Consider the following 17,043-nt stretch of genomic DNA (forward strand, 5'->3'; position numbering starts at 1 on the left):
TGCCTTGACATCCCACGGAGCCACGCATGACCGCCGCCCGCCCGCTCAGCCTAGTCACCGGCGCCTCCGCCGGCATCGGCGCCGCCTTCGCCCGTGCACTCGCGGCACGTGGCCACGACCTGGTGCTTACCGCCCGACGTGTCGACCGGCTCGAATCGCTGGCGACGGAGCTGCGCCAGCAGCATGCCTGCAGCGTAACGGTGCTGGCGGCCGATCTGGCCGATCCCGCCGCGCCCGCCGCCTTGTGCGGTGAACTTGCGCAACGCGGGCTCGCGGTGGATTGGCTGGTCAACAATGCCGGCTATGGCGTGCCCGGCAACTTCGTGACCCAGGACTGGGGCACGCATGCGGATTTCCTGCAGGTACTGCTGAACGCGCCCGTCGAACTGGCATGGCGCCTGCTGCCCGGCATGCGCGAACGGGGCTATGGCCGCATCGTCAACGTGGCCTCGCTGGCCGGCCACGTGCCGGGCACGGCGGGGCATACGCTGTACGCCCCGGCCAAGGCCTTCCTCATCAAGTTCTCGCAGGGCCTGGCACTGGAAAGTCGTGGGCACGGCGTACACGTGTGCGCGTTGTGCCCCGGCTTCACCTATTCGGAATTCCACGACGTCACCGGCACGCGTGCGCTGATGAACAAGCTGCCCGGCTTCATGTGGCAGAGCGCCGATGAAGTGGTGGCCGAAGGCATCGCCGCGGTGGAGCGCGGTGATGCGGTGCATGTCACGGGGCGCGTGAACCGCTTCATCAAGAGCACGTTCAAGCTGATGCCGGATCGGTTGGCCTTCCGGCTGTCGGCGCGCCAGGCGCGGCGCTACCGGCAGTCGGATGAGCCCTGAGAACCTTCTCCGCCAGCACGCTGGCGGAGAAGACAGCTGCATCAGATCAGCTTGATCTCGCGCAGCCGCTGCTGCAGGTACTCGTGCGAGGTGATGCTGGTGTCGTAGCGCTTGGGGTTGTCCGGGGTCACGCACTGCGGCAGCGGGTCGAGCACCACGTCGGGGTTGGGGTGCAGAAAGTACGGCACCGAGTAACGCGGCTTGCGCGCGTTGGCATTCTGCGGGTTCACCACGCGGTGCGTGGTGGACGGGTACACGTGGTTGGTCAGGCGCTGCAGCATGTCGCCGATGTTCACCACGATGGCGTCGCCCTCCGTGGTGATCGGCAGCCACTCGCCTTCGCGGGTCAGCACTTCCAGCCCTTCCGCGCTGGCGCCGACCAGCAGGGTGATGAAGTTGATGTCCTCGTGCGCGCCGGCGCGCACGTTGGGCACGTTGTCGTCGGTGATCGGTGGGTAGTGGATCGGACGCAGGATGGAATTGCCCTGCTCGGTCTTGTCCTCGAAATAGTTCTCGGGCAGGTCGATGTGCAAGGCCAGCGCGCGCAGCACGCGGGTGCCCAGCTGGTCCAGCGCTTCGAACAGGCCGTAGCCGTACGGGTGGAATTCCGGTATTTCGCTGGGCCACAGATTGGGCGCCATCACGTCGGCGAACTTCGAGTCGCGCGCAATCTCGCGGCCGACGTGCCAGAACTCCTTGAGGTCGGCGTGCTTGCTGTCCTTGGCGGTTTCCACCTTGAACGGCGTGTAGCCGCGCGCACCGCCGCTGCCCGGCACGTGGTACTTCATCTTGGTGTCGGTGGGCAGCGCAAAGAAGCGCTGGAACGCATCGTAGGCGCCGTCGATCAGTTCGCGCGCAATGCCGTGGCCGCTGATGCCGCAGAAGCCGAATTCGCGATAGGCCGCACCGAGCTCGGCGACGAAGGCCTCGCGGTCGGTGTCGTAACGACGGATGTCGAGGGTGGGAACGTTTTTCATGGTCGTGTCCAGTCAAGGCTGCGGTCGATGAGTGATACGCCACCGCAGGGACGTTCACGTCGGGCCATTCCTTGGCGACCGGTTCCTTGAGCGACCTGGTCAGGCGCGATGCGCCTGTTGGTTCACGAGCGTTCTGCGGACGATTTTACGACGTCGGCCAGGCTTTGTGCCAACTGCCGCACTTCGGCGTCGTCGTCGCCTTCCACGGTGACGCGCACCAGCGGCTCGGTGCCGGAGGCGCGCAGCACCACGCGACCGCGGCCCTGCAGGGTGCGCTCGGTGTGTGCCAGAGCCTCCTGCACGGCAGCGCTGCCGAGCGCTTCGCGGGCACCCTCGGCACGCACGTTGATCATCACCTGCGGCATCTTGTGCAGGCCCTGGCGCGCCGCGGCGAAATCTTCGCCGGCCAGCGCTTCCAGCACGGCCAGCGCGGACACGATGCCGTCGCCGGTGGTGGCGCGATCCAGGCACAACACGTGGCCCGAGGTTTCGCCACCCAGCACGCCGCCGTGCTCCTTGAGCTGCTGCAGCACGTAGCGGTCGCCCACGTTGGCGCGCACCAGCGGCACACCGAGCTTGTCCAGCGCCAGTTGCAGGCCGTAGTTGCTCATCAGCGTGCCGACCACCGGGCCTTGCAGCTGGCCGCGCGCGTGCCAGGCGCGGGCGATCACGTAGAGCAGGTCGTCGCCGTCGGCGATCGCGCCATGGCGGTCCACCATCTGCACGCGGTCGCCGTCGCCGTCGAAGGCGATGCCGAGGTCCGCACCCAACTCCTGCACCGCACGCTGCAGGGCCTGCGGGTGGGTGGAGCCGACGTCGCGGTTGATGTTGAAACCGTCCGGCTTGTCGCCGAAGGTCGTCACCTCCGCGCCCAGTTCGGCAAACACCTTGGGGGCGACCTGGTAGGTGGCGCCGTTGGCGCAGTCCAGCACGATGCGCAGGCCGTTGAGATTGAAATCCTCGGCCACCGTGCTTTTGCAGAACTCCACGTAGCGGGTCGCGGCATCGTCGATGCGGCGCGCCTTGCCCAGTTGCTCGGAAGGCACGGTGACGAAAGGCGCGTCGATCTCCGCTTCGATCGCCGCTTCCATCGCGTCGCTGAGCTTTTCGCCATGCGTGGAAAAGAACTTGATGCCGTTGTCGTAATGCGGATTGTGCGAGGCGCTGATGACGATGCCGGCTTCGGCGCGCAGCGAACGGGTGAGATAGGCCACCGCCGGCGTCGGCATCGGCCCCAGCATGCGCACGTCCATGCCGGCGGAAACCAGGCCGGCTTCCAGTGCGGCTTCGAACATGTAGCCGGAAACGCGGGTGTCCTTGCCGATCAGCACGCTGCGCCGCGCGCCGCCCTGCTGCTGCCTGAGCACGGCGCCCAGCGCGCGGCCGAGGCGCAGCATGAATTCGGCGTTGATCGGCCACTCCCCCACCCGGCCGCGGATGCCGTCGGTGCCGAAGTATTTGCGTTCGCTCATGATGCCTCCCGAAAAATTCCCTGCCCCACGGCGGCGCCTCATGCGCCACCGTCCTGTCCGTTTTTTTACTCAGTCGTCGTCCGGCCAGCGCGGGGGCGCCGGCTTCGAATCGCGGCGCGGCGCCTCGTCACCCGCGTGCACGCCCCGCCACACGGCCAGCGCGTCCACCGTGGCGGCCACGTCGTGTACGCGCACGAGCATTGCACCGCGCTGCACCGCAATTAGCGCAGCGGCGGCGGAACCGGCGGCGCGTTCGTCCGGCAGCTTGCGGCCGGTCAGTTCGCCGATCATCGATTTGCGCGACAGCCCCGCGTAGACGCCGCTGCCCAAACCGGCAAAGCGCTCCAGCGCGCGTAACAGGGCGAGGTTGTGCTCCAGGTTCTTGCCGAAGCCGAAACCGGGATCGACCATCACCTTGCGCTTGTCGATGCCGGCCAGTTCGCAGGCGAACAGGCGGTCGGCGAGGAAGCGGTGCACCTCGCCCACCACGTCGTCGTACTGCGGCGCGTCCTGCATGCTGCGCGGTTCGCCCTGCATGTGCATCAGGCATACCGGCACGCCGAGCTCGGCCACCGCGTCCAGCGCGCCTTCGCGGCGCAGTGCGTAGACGTCGTTGATCATGCCCGCGCCTGCGGCTACCGCGGCGCGCATCACTTCGGGCTTGGACGTGTCGATGGCGATGGGCAGCGACGTGCGCTTCGCCAGTTGCTCGATCACGGGGATCACGCGCCGCAGTTCTTCCTCGATGGACACGTCCTTCGCGCCCGGGCGGGTGGACTCGCCGCCCACGTCGAGCATGTCGGCACCCTGCTCCGCCAGCGCCAAGCCATGCGCCACCGCGGATTCGCTGTCGGCAAACTGGCCGCCGTCGGAGAACGAATCCGGCGTGACGTTGAGGATGCCGGCCACGCGCGGGCGATCCAGCACCAGCTTGCGGCCGGCGCAATCGAGCACGGGGGCGAACATCGCGTCCAGCGCGCTCATGCCGGATCCTGCCCGCCCAGCGCCCCCATGTGGCGGCGGTAGTAGCGCAGCTCCTCGATGGAATCCCGGATGTCCGACAGCGCGGTATGCGCGGATTCCTTGCTGAGGCCCTTGCCGATGGCCGGCGCCCAGCGCCGCGCCAGCTCCTTCAGCGTGGACACGTCGAGATTGCGGTAATGGAAATAGCGCTCCAGCCGCGACATCTGCCGATGGAGGAACCGGCGGTCCTGGCAGATCGAATTGCCGCACATCGGCGACTTGCCCGCCGGCACCCACTCGCGCAGGAAATCCAGCGTGGCCTGTTCGGCGATGGCATGGTCGGTGGTGGAGTCGAGCACCTGCTGCCAGAGCCCGGAGCGGCCGTGCTGGTTGCGGTTCCAGGTATCCATCGCCTCCAGCCGGTCCAGTTCGTGGCGTATCGCGAACACCGGCCCTTCGGCCAGCACGTTGAGGTCCTTGTCGGTGACGATGGTGGCGATTTCCAGGATCGAATCGGCATCGGTGTCGAGGCCGGTCATCTCCAGATCGATCCAGATCAGGTTGTCGTCGTTGGCTTGGCTCATGGGCTCTCCTTCGCCGCGCAGTCTATCAGCCGGCACACCATGCGATGATCCGGGGCATGCAGACCTTCTTCTGGCACGACTACGAGACCTTCGGTGCCGACACGCGGCGCGACCGTCCGGTGCAGTTCGCCGGCATCCGCACGAACATGGAACTGGAGATCGTCGACGAGCCGGTGATGTTCTTCTGCCTGCCGCCGCGCGACAGTCTGCCCCAGCCCGAAGCCTGCCTGATCACCGGCATCACGCCGCAACAGGCCGAGCGCGAGGGCGTGAACGAGGCCGAATTCGCCGCCCGCGTGCATGAACAGCTCGCCGCCCCGGGCACCTGCGGCGTGGGCTACAACTCGCTGCGCTTCGACGACGAGGTGACGCGGCAGCTGCTCTATCGCAATTTCTTCGAACCGTATGGCCGCGAGTGGGAGAACGGCAACTCGCGCTGGGACCTGATCGACCTCGCGCGCCTGTGCGAGGCGTTGCGCCCCGAAGGCATCACCTGGCCGACCCGCGATGACGGCACGCCCAGCTTCAAGCTGGAGCATCTCGCCACTGCCAATCACCTGCAGCAGGAACGCGCGCACGATGCGCTCTCCGATGTCCACGCGTCGATCGACCTGGCCCGGCTGATCCGCGTACGCCAGCCCAGGCTGTGGGATTGGTTCTACGCACTGCGCCGCAAACAGCGCGTGTTCGAACTGCTGGACGTCGCGGCCATGACGCCGCTGGTGCACGTTTCCTCGCGCTACCCCTCCAGCCGCCATTGCCTCGCGCTGATCGCGCCGCTGGCGATGCACCCCTCGCGCCCCGGCGAAATCATCGTCTACGACCTCGCCAGCGACCCCGCCGAACTGCTGGCGCTGGACGAGGACGAGATCGCCGACCGCGTGTTCACCGCGCGCGGCGACCTGCCGGAAGGCGTCGAGCGCATCCCGCTGCGTACCGTGCGCGCGAACCGCGCCCCGGCGCTGGCGCCGCTCTCCGTACTGAAAGGCGTGGATCTGCAGCGCCTGCAGCTCGACCCCGCGCGCTGCCTTGCGCATCGCGATGCGCTGGCCGCCGCGGACGGCCTCGCCGCCAAGGTGTCCCGCGTGTTCGCCTGCGCCGCCGAACTACCGCCGCCGGAAGACCCGGAGCTTGCGCTGTATGGCGGTTTCCCGCCCGATGCCGACAAGCGCCTGCTGCGCGAGGTGCGCGCCACGCCGCCCGAGCAACTCGGCACGCGTGCTTTCGCGTTCCGCGATCCGCGCTATGCGGAGCTGCTGTTCCGTTACCGCGCACGCAACTGGCCGGAAACCTTGGACGCCGACGAGCGCGCGCGCTGGGAAGACTTCCGCCGCCAGCGGCTCACGCGGCCGACACCGCTCACCACGCTCACGCTGGACGACTACTTCGCCACACTGTCCGCCCTGAGCGCCGATCCGTCACGACACGACAAGCAACCCCTGCTGGATCAATTGCGGGCCTGGGGCGAAACGCTCGCCGCCGACCTGACCTGACCGAGACACCGATGCCACACGCCTATTTCAGCCCCGCCACGTTCAAGTTCCTGCGCGCACTCGACCGCAACAACAGCCGCGAGTGGTTCCAGGCGCACAAGAACGACTACGAGCGCCACGTGCGCGAGCCGTTCCTGCAACTCATCACCGACATGCAGGCGCCGCTGACGAAGATCAGCGCGCACTACCGCGCCGACCCGCGCAAGAACGGCGGCTCGCTGTTCCGCATCTTTCGCGACACGCGCTTCTCCAACAACAAGCTGCCGTACAAGCCGTGGCAGGGCGCGCGCTTCTTCCACGAACGCCGCCACGAAATCCCTGCCCCCTCGTTCTACATCCACATCCAGCCCGGCGACTGCTTCGCCGGCGGCGGCATGTGGCACCCGGAACCCGACGCGCTCAAGAAGATCCGCGCCTTCCTCGCCGACAACCCCTCCGCCTGGAAGAAGGCCACGCAAAGCCCGGTTTTCCGCGAGCACATGCAGTTCTGGGGCGAGTCGCTGAAGCGCCCGCCGCACGGCTACGATCCCGGCCACGAATTGATCGAAGACCTGAAACGCAAGGACTTCGCCGCCGGCGAAACCTTCGACGAAGCCCTGGCCTGCTCCGTCGAACTGCTGCCGTGGCTGGTGACCTGCTTCAAGCGCGTGGCACCCATGAACGACTATCTCTGCGCCACGCAGGAACTGGAGTTCTGATGAAGGCGCGCCACCTGCCGGTATGTGCCCTGGCCTTGCTTGTCACGCTGCTCGCCGGTTGCGGGCGGCAGGCGACGACGCACGTATTGTTCGTCGGCAACAGTCTCACCTATGTCGGCAACCTGCCCGCGGTGCTGGGCGCCATGGCAAAGGCCAACGGCCACATGCTGCAGACCGACATGATCGTGAAAGGCGGTGCGACGCTGACGGATCGCGTGAACGATGGCTCGGTGAAACGGGCACTTGCCCAACGCCACTACGACATCGTGGTGCTGCAGGAGCGCGGCTTCGATTTCGCCTGCGGATTCGGTCCGGCCGTATGCAGCAACGCCCGGGCCTCGCTGGAAAAGCTGGCGCAACTCACCCGCACGAACCACGCCACGCCGCTGCTGCTCGGCACCTACCAGGACAATCCCGAAGCATCGGACACCATCGTGCAGACCGAATCTGCGGCGGCACATACGAACGCGCTGCCCTATGTCGCGGTTTCCGGCCAGTTGGGACTGGGGTTGAAACGTTACCCCGCCGAGTCGTGGTTCTACACCGACGGCATTCATCCCGGCCACGAACTCGTGCTGCTGGAATCCGTGCTGCTCTATCGCCAGCTGTTCGGCACATTGCCGCAGGCGCAGGCGCTGGATGTGCAGGCGCCGATGTACGGCCCCAAGGCGAAGTTCCAACCGCCTTCGCCTGTCAGCCTGCCCTTGCCGAATGACGGCACGCCCACTGGCCACGCCTATTCAGTGCAGGACGTCGAAGCAGCCATCGCACTGGCACGCGGCGACTAGCGGCTACCGCTCGCGGCGGGCCAGCAGCCACCCGCTCACAATGACGCTCACCACCGCCGTGATCACCACGTAATACGCGGGCGCCATGCGCCCCGCATGCACGGCGAGCCAGCCGATCATCGCAGCGGTGCCGGCGCCGAACACGGCATAGGCCACGTTGTAGGAGAACGACAGGCCGGAGAAGCGCACCGGCGGCGGGAAGGCCTGCACCATCACCACCGGCACCACGCCAACGACGCCCACCAGCAGGCCGGCCAGCGCGTACAGCGCCAGGAAATGCGTGCCGCCTGCGGCGAGGTCGACGAAGAGTGCCCACGTGCCGGCAATCAGCAGCAGCGAGCCTGCCAGCAAGGTCCGCAAGGCACCGAAACGATCGGCCAGCCAGCCATACACAATGCAACCCGCGGTAAGCGCGCAGGCCGCCAGCGCATTGCCGAGGAAGGCCAGCCTCGGCGGGATGCCGAAACCCTTCGGCGCCAGCGTGGGCAGCATCAGGATCAGCACCACCACGGCGGCGGTCAGCATCCACGTCACCAGCATCGACACCACGACGCCGCGCCGATGCCCGGCCAGCACCACACGCAGCGGCAGTTCGCGGCTGAGCTCTTGGCGTTCGCGCATTTCCGCGAACACCGGCGTCTCGCTGAGCCAGCGGCGCAACCACACCGCGGCAAAGCCGAACACGCCGCCGAGCAAGAACGGCACGCGCCAACCCCAATCCAGCAATTGCGCGGGCGTCAATCGCGCGTTGAGCCACGCCGCCACCAGCGAGCCGATCAGGATGCCTGCGGTCAACCCTGCCGTGAGGCTGCCGCAGGCGAAACCCGTGCGCGTGGACGGCGCATGCTCGGCCACGAAGACCCAGGCCCCCGGCACCTCGCCACCCACCGCGATGCCCTGCACGATGCGCAACAGCAGCAGGAACAGCGGCGCCAGCATGCCGATCTGCGCGTAGGTCGGCAGCAGGCCGATCGCCAGCGTGGGTAGCGCCATCAGGAACACGCTGAGCGTGAACATCTTCTTGCGGCCCGAGCGGTCGCCGAAATGCGCCATCACGATGCCGCCCAGCGGACGCGCCAGGTAACCCGCCGCGAAGATGCCGTAGACCTTGATCTGGGCCAGCCACGATGCCGTGCCCTGCGGAAAGAACAGCGCTCCCAGCTGCTGCGTGAGAAACACGAACACCACGAAGTCGTAGAACTCCAGCGCGCCGCCAAGCGCGGAGAGCAGCAAGGTGCGGACGTCGCGCCGATCCAGCGGACGTACGGCCGGACGCGGCGCGTCCGTTGCCTGCAAGGTGGTGGCATCGCTCATGGGAAGGTCGCAATCGATGGGCAGGAAAAGGTCGGCAACATAACGCAGGCGGCAACACTACGCGATCCACCCCGCATCCTCTATGCTCACGCCGTCCGGCAGGATGCCGGACCACACGGATGAGCCGCCCAGCCTGCACGCGGCCCGCCATGCGGCGTTTTCAGGGGGAGAGGAAACGTCGTTACACCTGGCCTCCGGCCAGTCGTTCGATGAGGGTCGCGACCTCGCGACGCTCGCGTCCATACACTCTCGAGAAGGAGTCATCGATGAACCTGGGCAAACGCATGGCAGCCGAATTCTTCGGCACTTTCTGGCTGGTACTGGGCGGCTGCGGCAGCGCCGTGCTGGCGGCAGCCTTTCCGCAACTGGGCATCGGCTTCGCGGGCGTGGCGCTGGCCTTCGGCCTCACCGTGCTGACCATGGCTTACGCGGTCGGTCACATCTCCGGCGGCCACTTCAATCCGGCCGTGACCTGCGGCCTCTCCGCGGGCGGGCGCTTCCCCGGGAAGGAAGTGGTTCCCTACATCGTGGCGCAAGTGGTCGGCGGCCTGGTGGCTGGCGGCGTGCTGTACCTGATCGCCTCGGGCAAGGCCGGCTTCGACGCCACCGCCAGCGGCTTCGCCGCGAACGGCTATGGCGACCATTCGCCGGGCGGCTATTCGATGGGTTCGGCGGCGGTGTGCGAAATCGTGATGACCGCCTTCTTCCTTTTCATCATCATGGGCACGACGCACAAGAATGCCGCGGTCGGCTTCGCCGGCATCCCGATCGGTTTCGCGCTGACCCTGATCCACCTGATCAGCATCCCGGTCACCAACACCTCGGTGAACCCCGCGCGCTCGACCGCCGTGGCCTTCTTCCAGGGCACTTGGGCGGTACAGCAGCTGTGGTTCTTCTGGGTGATGCCGATCATCGGCGGCGTCATCGGCGGCGTGATCTTCCGCTATCTGCGCAGCAGCGACGAGTAAGCGGCGCAAACCTGCCCTGTCACGGCGAGACACGCGGCCTCTTGGCCGCGTGTCTGTTTCATACCTCGTAAAGTTCGATCGGCAAACCGTCCGGATCGGCAAAAAAGACGAAGCGCTTGCCGGTGTATTCGTCCACGCGCACGGCTTCGCAAGCCACGCCACGCGCAGTCAACGCCGCGACCGCGATGTCCACGTCCGCCACCGCGAAGGCGAGATGACGCAGTCCCTGCGCCTCCGGCCACGAGGGGCGCGGCGGCGCGCCGGGAAAGGAGAACAGCTCCAGCTGCACGCCGGGGCTGACCTCCAGGTCGCACTTCCACGAATCGCGCGCCTCGCGATAGACCTCGTGCACGATGCGCAGACCCAGCACCTCGCTGTAGAACGCCTTCGAGCGCGGGTAATCCGAACAGATCAGGGCGACGTGGTGGATGCCGCGCAGGAAGCTCTGCGGCATGGTCAGGCTTCCGAAAACGGAAACGCCAGCACGTCGGCGATGGCGTCGGTGCCGGCGAGGCACATCAGCAGGCGCTCCACGCCCAACGCCACGCCGGCGCAATCGGGCAAGGCATCGAGCGTGGCGAGCAGCCGCTCGTCCAGCGGCAGTTCGCGCTGGCCGCGTTCGCGGCGGCGGGCGTTGTCCCGCTCGAAACGCGTGCGCTGCTCCGTCGCGTCGTTCAACTCGTGATAGCCGTTCGCCAGTTCGTAACGGCCGAGATACAGCTCGAAACGCTCGGCCAACGGCGGGTCGCCCGCGCGCAGCCTCGCCAGCGCGCACTGACTGGCCGGGTAGTCGTGGATGACCGTAATGCGGTTGCGCGGGAACATCGGCTGCAGCTTGTGGGTGAGCAGCAGGTCCAGCCAGTCGTCGCGGGTCAGCCCGGCGGGATCGATGCCCTGCCCGGCCAGCGGCGCGCGCAGATCCTCGACCGGCGCATGCGCGGGGTCCAGCCCCAGCTCGTCGAGAAACAGCTGGCGGTAACCCACGATCAGCACTTCGGCGCGCGCACCCTGCAGCGCCAGCGCCGCTTCCACCAGTTCGATGGCTTCGTGCATCAGGCGGCGGTGATCCCAACCGACGCGATACCACTCCAGCATGCTGAACTCGGGATTGTGCCGTCCGCCCGCCTCGCCGTCGCGGAACACCCGGCCCAGTTCGTAGCAGTCGCCCACGCCTTCGGCGAGCAGGCGCTTCAACGGAAATTCGGGCGAGGTGCGCAACCAGCGTTCGCGCGCACCGGCATCCACGTGGCCGCCGAACTGGGTGCTGAAGCTTTCGATGTTCGGCTCGGTGTTGCCGGCGGCGGAGAGGATGGGCGTCTCCACTTCCAGCACCTTGCGCTCGGCGAAGAAGCCGCGGATCAGGGCATAGATGCGGGCACGCAGCTGCAAGGCCGGCATACGGGGAAAGGTTTCGACGGTCATGCCCCATGCTCCGCCAGCAGTGCCAGCAACTGCGCTTCGTCCCATACCGGCACGCCGAGTTCGTTGGCTTTGTCCAGCTTGGAGCCGGCCTCGGCGCCGGCCACCACGAAGCTGGTTTTCTTCGACACGCTGCCGGCGACTTTCGCGCCCAGCGCTTCGAGCCGTTCCTTGGCCTGGTCGCGGCCCATTGTCGGCAGGGTGCCGGTGAGCACCACGGTCTGGCCTTCCAGCGGCAGGCTGGCCGATACCGCTGCCTGCGGAATGGCATCGAGCAGACGCTGCATCGCCGTCTCGGCTTCGCGCAAGGCAGCCAGCTGTTCGGCATCGGCCAGATACGCTTCCAGGTTGATCGCCGCTCCCTGCGGCAGCCCCGCGGTGATCCATTGGGCTTGACCTGCATCGATCAATCGCTGCAGCGTCGGGTATTGCGCGGCCAGCAAGCTCGTGCTCTTGGGGCCGAGCTTGTTGACGTTCGCCATGTCGAGCAGCACCGCGAGGTTCAGTCGCTCGCGCAGCTTGGGCAACGGCTCGCCTTCATCGCCGAAACGGATGTCGGCGGCAAGCAATGCGTCGACCACCTGCTGGTTGCCCGCCTGCGCGAAGAAGCCCGCGATGGAGGCAGCCACCTCGCCGCCGATGTCCGGCAGCACGCGCAGCACCGGCGCAGGCATGCTGCGCACGTAGTCCAGCCGCCCCAGCCAGGCCGCAAGCGTCTTCGCCGTGCTCTCGCCGATGTGCATGATGCCCAGCGCGAACAGGAAGCGCGCCAGCGTGGTGGCCTTGCTGGCCGCGATGCCGTCGAGCAGGTTTTCCGCCCACTTCGTCGCCACCTTGCCCTGCTTCACGGTTTCCGGCGTGGTGCCGTCGCGCTCGTCGGCGCGGCGCTTCATCTCCAGGAAATCGTCCAGCGTGAGTTGGTAGAGGTCGGCGGGCGTGTGCACGAAACCGAAATCCACCAACGCATCGACATAGCGTTCGCCCAGGCCGTCGATGTCCATCGCACGGCGCGCGGCAAAGTGGATCAGCGCCTCCTTGCGCTGCGCGGCACAGACCAGGCCGCCGGAGCAGCGGTACGCCGCCTCGCCTTCTTCGCGCAACAGCGCCGAGCCGCACACCGGGCAATGCGCCGGCATCGCCCAGGGTTGCGTGTGCGGCGGCCGGTGCTCGGGCACCACGCGCACCACTTCGGGAATCACGTCGCCGGCACGCCGCACGATCACCGTGTCGCCTACGCGCACGTCCAGCCGCGCCACCTGGTCGGCGTTGTGCAGGGTGGCGTTGGTGACGGTGACGCCGGCCACCTGCACCGGCGCCAGCCGCGCCACCGGGGTGGCGGCGCCGGTACGACCGATCTGGATTTCGATGGCTTCGACCGTGGTGCTCTGTTCCTGCGCGGGAAACTTGTGGGCGATGGCCCAGCGCGGCGCGCGCGCCACGAAACCCATCGCGCGCTGCCCCGCGTAGTCGTCCAGCTTGTAGACCACGCCGTCGATGTCGTAGGGCAGCCCGTCGCGCTTGGCGCCGATGCGCTTGAAGTAGGCGATCAGGCCGGCGAAGCCGCGCGCGGTTCCCACCTCCGGCGACACCGGGAAACCCCATTCGCGCAGCTGCTGCAACGTCTGGGAATGCGTGGCCGGCAACTCGCCGCCGGCCACTGCGCCGACCGCATAGGCGAAGAAACTGAGCTTGCGCTTGGCGGTCATCGAAGGGTCGAGCTGGCGCAGCGAGCCGGCCGCGCCGTTGCGCGGGTTCGCCAGGGTCTTTTCGTCGTGCGTCCGGGCAAACTCGTTGAACGCCTCGAAATCCTTGCGCAGCATGATGACCTCGCCACGCACCTCCAGCACGTCGGGCCAGCCTTCGCCACGCAGCTTGAGGGGAATCGCGCGCACCATGCGCAGGTTGGCGGTGACGTCCTCGCCGGTTTCGCCATCGCCGCGCGTGGCGCCCTGCACGAACACGCCATGCTCATAGCGCAGGCTGATCGCCAGGCCATCCAGCTTGGGCTCCACCGAGAACACCGGTTCGCCGCGACCCAGCGCCTGCTCGATGCGCCGCTCGAACTCGGCCACCTCGTGGAAACGCGTGCGGTCGTCGTCGCCTGCCTGCTCGAAGGCATTGCTCAACGACAGCATGGGCATCGCGTGCCGCACCTCGGCGAAACCGCCTTGCGCGCGCGCGCCCACCTTGCGCGTGGGCGAGTCGGGGGTGGCCAGTTCGGGGTGGGCGGCTTCCAGTGCCTCCAGCTCGCGCATCAGGCGGTCGTACTCGGCGTCGGTGATCTCGGGATCGTCGAGCACGTGGTAGCGGTAATTGGCCTGCTCGATGCGCGCGCGCAGGTCGGCGGCACGGACCTGGGGCTGGCTGGGAAGGTGGGAAGCGCTCATGGGCGCAGTTTAACGATACGTCCATGGCAGGGGCGCGATAAGCGAATCGAAAGAATGCGCGGCTAGGCTGGAGAGTCATCGTCATGCCCAGCCGGGCGGGAGGGGAACCGCTATGCGCAAGCCACGTTTCATGCTGCTGCTCCTCGCCCTTGCGCTGTCCGCCCCGGCATTTGCCGGTGACGGCCCGTTCGGCATCGACCACCGCCTGCACTACGACAACAGCGGCATCTGGAAGCGCAGCAACCAGAACATCCTGATGTACGGCACCATCGTCGCGGTGGGCGGCGGCGCGCTGGCCTTCGGCGACCAGGACAAGCTGGGCGACACGTTCTGGCGTTCCGTGGATGCGACCGTGATTGCCAGCCTCGGCGCGGAAGCGCTGAAGTACACGTTCCAGCGCGAACGGCCCTCGCAAACCTCCGACCCGAACCGCTTCTTCGAGGGCAGCCGCGGCCGAAGCTTCCCCAGCGGCGAAGTCACGGCGATCACCGCCGCGGTGACGCCGTTCATGGCGAACTACGGCGAGGATCACCCCGCGGTCTACGCGCTCGCGCTGCTGCCCGCCTACGACGCGGTGGCGCGCATGAAGACGCGCGGCCACTGGCAGAGCGACGTGCTGGCCGGCGCGGCCCTGGGTGCCGGCGTCGGCATCTGGGCCGCGCACCGCAAGTCGCCGCTCATCATCGGCTGGCTGCCGGGCGGTTTCCAGGTGGGTTACGTGCACCACTTCAAGCCAGAACCCTGAGGCATCACCTGCTCGTCACGACCCGCTGGATGAAACGCTGCTGACTCCGCGAAACCGCGCGGCGGAATGAAAACTGCCGCAGCAGCTATCATGTGCGAAATGTCTTCGCACGCTGACGAGCCTCTTCCCCACGCCGCGGTTGCCACTGCGGCGGTCGCGCCCGACCAGGCGTCCGTGGCCTCCTCGCTCGAACGCTACCGCGGCCTGCTCTGGCTGGTATCGGCGGCCTTCTTCATGCAGGCGCTGGACTCCACCGTGGTCAACACCGCGGTACCGGCGATGGCCGAAGCGCTGCACGAAACCCCGCTGGGCATGCGCAGCGCATTGACCAGTTACGTGCTGACGCTGGCGATCCTGATCCCGGCCAGCCCGTGGCTGTGCGACCGCTTCGGCACGCGCCGGGTGTTCGGCGGCGCCATCGTGCTGTTCGGACTCGGCTCGCTGCTGTGCGGCGTATCGCAGACGCTGCCGCAACTGGTGGCCGCCCGCGTGCTGCAGGGCGTCGGCGGCGCCTCGCTGATGCCGGTGGGCCGCTACGTGCTGGTGCGCAGCATCGACAAGCGCGAATTCGTCAGCGCAATGAGCACGGTGGCCACCTTCGGCCTGCTGGGCTCGGTGCTGGGACCGCTACTGGGCGGCGCGCTGGTGGAGTACACCTCGTGGCGGCTGATCTTCCTCGTCAACGTGCCGGTGGCCATCGCCGGCATGTGGATGAACCGGCGCGACATGCCGGAGTACCGGCTGGACCGCGCCAACCGCTTCGACCTCGCGGGCTTCCTGCTGTTCGCCGCCGCCTCCGCGCTGCTGCTGGCCGCCTCGGAACTGGCCGGCAGCAGCCCGGTGCCATGGCTGGGGATGGCGGCCTGCACCGGCATCGCCGTGTTGCTCGGCGTCGCATATGTATGGCACAGCCGCCGCACCCCGTTTCCAGTGGCGGACCTTTCCCTGCTGCGCGTGCGCAGCGTGTGGGTGGCGCTTGCCGGCGGCCTCTCCACGCGCCTAGGCATCTCCGGCATGTTCCTGCTGCTGGTGCTGTTCCTGCAGGTGGGCTGCGGCTGGTCGCCGGTGGCGGCGGGCCTGATGATGGTGCCGCAGGCCTTGGGTTCGATTACTGCGAAGTGGGCGGTCAACCGCGCCTTGGTGTATTTCGGCTATCGCCGCCTGTTGCTGGGCAACACGCTGATGGTGGCCCTCCTGCTGGCGGCGTTCGCGCTGTTCGGGCAGAGCACGCCGGGCTGGCTGATCGCCGCGTTCACCTTCGCCTACGGGGCATTCGCCGGCCTGCAGTACACCGTGATGAACACGCTGATCTACAACGACCTGGACATCAAGCACGCCTCGATGGCCTCGTCGATGGCATCCACCGTGCAGTACCTCGCGATGAGCTTCGGCATTGCGCTTTCCACCCTGCTCATGCAGGCGCTGCTGCGCGGGCATGCGCCCCATGATTTCGTGGTCGCGTTCCGCTGGACCGTGGTGGTGCTGGCCGTGATCACCGCCGCCTCCAGCCGCGTGTTCGGCCAGTTGCACGACAACCGGCAGCGCGACGCACTCCCCGCCGCGCGTTGACCGCCGCCGCGGGTTAGCATGCGTGGCATGCACCATGCCAGCGACATACTGCTCACCCTGTTCATCGTGTTCGTCGCCGCGCAGATCGGCGGCGAGATCGCCCAGCGCCTGAAGCTTCCCGGCGTGGTGGGCGAGATCGCCGCAGGCTGCGTAGTCGGCCCTTCCCTGCTCGGCTGGATCACGCCGGACCAGGTCGCCACCGGCACGCCGCTGGACGTGCTGGCCGAAATCGGCGTGGTGCTGCTGCTGTTCTCGGTGGGCCTGGAAACGCGGCTGGACGATTTGAAGAAGGTCGGCAGGACCGCACTGCTGGTCGGCGTGGTCGGCGTGCTGGTGCCCTTCGGCATGGGTGCGCTATGGGCGCACGGCAGCGGCTTCGACTGGGACAAGTCCATGTTCGTGGCCGCCGCCTTCGTGGCCACCTCGGCCGGCATCACCGCCCGCGTGCTGCAGGAACTGGGAGCGCTGCAGCGGATGGAGAGCAAGGTGATCCTGGGCGCCGCGGTGATCGACGACATCCTCGCCATGCTGCTGCTCGGCGTGGTGGTTTCGATGCAGGGCGGCGATGGCTTCGATCCCGGCCACCTGCTCGTGGTGCTGGGCGAGGCGGCCGGTTTCATCGTGGTGATCGGCTGGGGCGGCGCGCGGATGATGCGCCGGAACTCCGATTGGCTGGAGAAGCCGCGCCACACGCAATCGCCCCTGCTGATTGCGCTGGCGCTCTGCCTCGGCCTCGCCTATGTCTCCACCCTGTTCGGCCTCGCGGCGATCATCGGCGCCTTCCTCGCCGGCATGATCGCCTCCGAAACCCGCCAGCAGCACATGCT

16 protein-coding genes are annotated in these 17,043 nt (G+C 67.7%); 8 read left to right on the forward strand and 8 right to left on the reverse strand.

Going from position 1 to position 17,043, the window contains the following annotated elements:
• Positions 1 to 26: 26 nt before the first annotated feature.
• Positions 27 to 839, forward strand: coding sequence for an SDR family NAD(P)-dependent oxidoreductase (locus tag IHE46_RS15870; protein ID WP_192165735.1), 813 nt, complete (start codon positions 27 to 29; stop codon positions 837 to 839).
• A 41-nt stretch (positions 840 to 880) separates the two neighbouring features.
• Here IHE46_RS15870 and IHE46_RS15875 read toward each other — a convergent pair whose 3' ends face one another.
• The 4 genes from IHE46_RS15875 to orn all read right to left on the reverse strand — a co-directional run bounded on the left by IHE46_RS15875 (position 881) and on the right by orn (position 4,835).
• Complete coding sequence (locus tag IHE46_RS15875; RefSeq protein ID WP_192165737.1) at positions 881 to 1,816, reverse strand: isopenicillin N synthase family oxygenase; 936 nt, start codon at positions 1,814 to 1,816, stop codon at positions 881 to 883.
• A 122-nt stretch (positions 1,817 to 1,938) separates the two neighbouring features.
• Positions 1,939 to 3,288, reverse strand: a complete 1,350-nt coding sequence (glmM, locus tag IHE46_RS15880; RefSeq protein ID WP_192165739.1) for a phosphoglucosamine mutase — start codon at positions 3,286 to 3,288, stop codon at positions 1,939 to 1,941.
• Between the two features lie 69 nt (positions 3,289 to 3,357).
• Positions 3,358 to 4,272: a dihydropteroate synthase gene (folP, locus tag IHE46_RS15885; protein ID WP_192165741.1), complete on the reverse strand. Its 915-nt coding sequence runs from the start codon at positions 4,270 to 4,272 to the stop codon at positions 3,358 to 3,360.
• Positions 4,269 to 4,835 carry an oligoribonuclease gene (orn, locus tag IHE46_RS15890; protein ID WP_192165743.1) on the reverse strand — a complete coding sequence of 189 codons (567 nt, stop codon included), beginning with the start codon at positions 4,833 to 4,835 and terminating at the stop codon, positions 4,269 to 4,271. The genes folP and orn overlap by 4 nt, the downstream gene beginning before the upstream one ends.
• A gap of 56 nt (positions 4,836 to 4,891) precedes the next feature.
• Here orn and sbcB point away from each other — a divergent pair, with 56 nt between their 5' ends.
• Genes sbcB through IHE46_RS15905 form a run of 3 tightly spaced genes read left to right on the forward strand, consistent with a single transcriptional unit; the run spans position 4,892 to position 7,814 of the window.
• Positions 4,892 to 6,328: an exodeoxyribonuclease I gene (gene sbcB / locus IHE46_RS15895; protein WP_192165745.1), complete on the forward strand. Its 1,437-nt coding sequence runs from the start codon at positions 4,892 to 4,894 to the stop codon at positions 6,326 to 6,328.
• A gap of 11 nt (positions 6,329 to 6,339) precedes the next feature.
• Positions 6,340 to 7,026 carry a DUF2461 domain-containing protein gene (locus tag IHE46_RS15900; protein ID WP_192165747.1) on the forward strand — a complete coding sequence of 229 codons (687 nt, stop codon included), beginning with the start codon at positions 6,340 to 6,342 and terminating at the stop codon, positions 7,024 to 7,026.
• Entirely contained in the window at positions 7,026 to 7,814 is a 789-nt protein-coding gene (locus IHE46_RS15905; protein ID WP_192165749.1) for an SGNH/GDSL hydrolase family protein, read from the forward strand. The genes IHE46_RS15900 and IHE46_RS15905 overlap by 1 nt, the downstream gene beginning before the upstream one ends.
• A gap of 3 nt (positions 7,815 to 7,817) precedes the next feature.
• On the opposite strand, the gene IHE46_RS15910 is transcribed toward IHE46_RS15905, so the two are convergent.
• Positions 7,818 to 9,128, reverse strand: coding sequence for an MFS transporter (locus IHE46_RS15910; RefSeq protein ID WP_192165750.1), 1,311 nt, complete (start codon positions 9,126 to 9,128; stop codon positions 7,818 to 7,820).
• 266 nt (positions 9,129 to 9,394) lie between these two features.
• Between IHE46_RS15910 and aqpZ the strand changes: the two genes are divergently transcribed.
• Entirely contained in the window at positions 9,395 to 10,096 is a 702-nt protein-coding gene (gene aqpZ / locus IHE46_RS15915; RefSeq protein ID WP_225563110.1) for an aquaporin Z, read from the forward strand.
• A 58-nt stretch (positions 10,097 to 10,154) separates the two neighbouring features.
• Here aqpZ and IHE46_RS15920 read toward each other — a convergent pair whose 3' ends face one another.
• From IHE46_RS15920 to ligA, 3 genes are read right to left on the reverse strand one after another with little or no spacing between them, the layout of a single operon-like run.
• Complete coding sequence (locus IHE46_RS15920; RefSeq protein ID WP_192165752.1) at positions 10,155 to 10,550, reverse strand: VOC family protein; 396 nt, start codon at positions 10,548 to 10,550, stop codon at positions 10,155 to 10,157.
• A gap of 2 nt (positions 10,551 to 10,552) precedes the next feature.
• Complete coding sequence (gene epmA, locus IHE46_RS15925; RefSeq protein ID WP_192165754.1) at positions 10,553 to 11,518, reverse strand: EF-P lysine aminoacylase EpmA; 966 nt, start codon at positions 11,516 to 11,518, stop codon at positions 10,553 to 10,555.
• Positions 11,515 to 13,902 (reverse strand): NAD-dependent DNA ligase LigA, encoded by a 2,388-nt coding sequence (gene ligA / locus IHE46_RS15930; RefSeq protein ID WP_192165756.1) that lies wholly within the window; start codon positions 13,900 to 13,902, stop codon positions 11,515 to 11,517. The genes epmA and ligA overlap by 4 nt, the downstream gene beginning before the upstream one ends.
• 112 nt (positions 13,903 to 14,014) lie before the next feature.
• Here ligA and IHE46_RS15935 point away from each other — a divergent pair, with 112 nt between their 5' ends.
• The 3 genes from IHE46_RS15935 to IHE46_RS15945 all read left to right on the forward strand — a co-directional run.
• Entirely contained in the window at positions 14,015 to 14,647 is a 633-nt protein-coding gene (locus IHE46_RS15935) for a phosphatase PAP2 family protein (protein WP_192165758.1), read from the forward strand.
• A gap of 174 nt (positions 14,648 to 14,821) precedes the next feature.
• A complete protein-coding gene (locus IHE46_RS15940) occupies positions 14,822 to 16,216 on the forward strand; it encodes an MFS transporter (RefSeq protein ID WP_343230046.1) in 1,395 nt (464 codons plus the stop codon).
• A gap of 27 nt (positions 16,217 to 16,243) precedes the next feature.
• A partial coding sequence (locus IHE46_RS15945) for a cation:proton antiporter (RefSeq protein ID WP_192165762.1) occupies positions 16,244 to 17,043 on the forward strand: 800 nt, incomplete at its 3' end.

It is taken from the genome of Rhodanobacter sp. DHG33, assembly GCF_014843005.1.
Taxonomy (GTDB): Bacteria; Pseudomonadota; Gammaproteobacteria; order Xanthomonadales; family Rhodanobacteraceae; genus Rhodanobacter_A.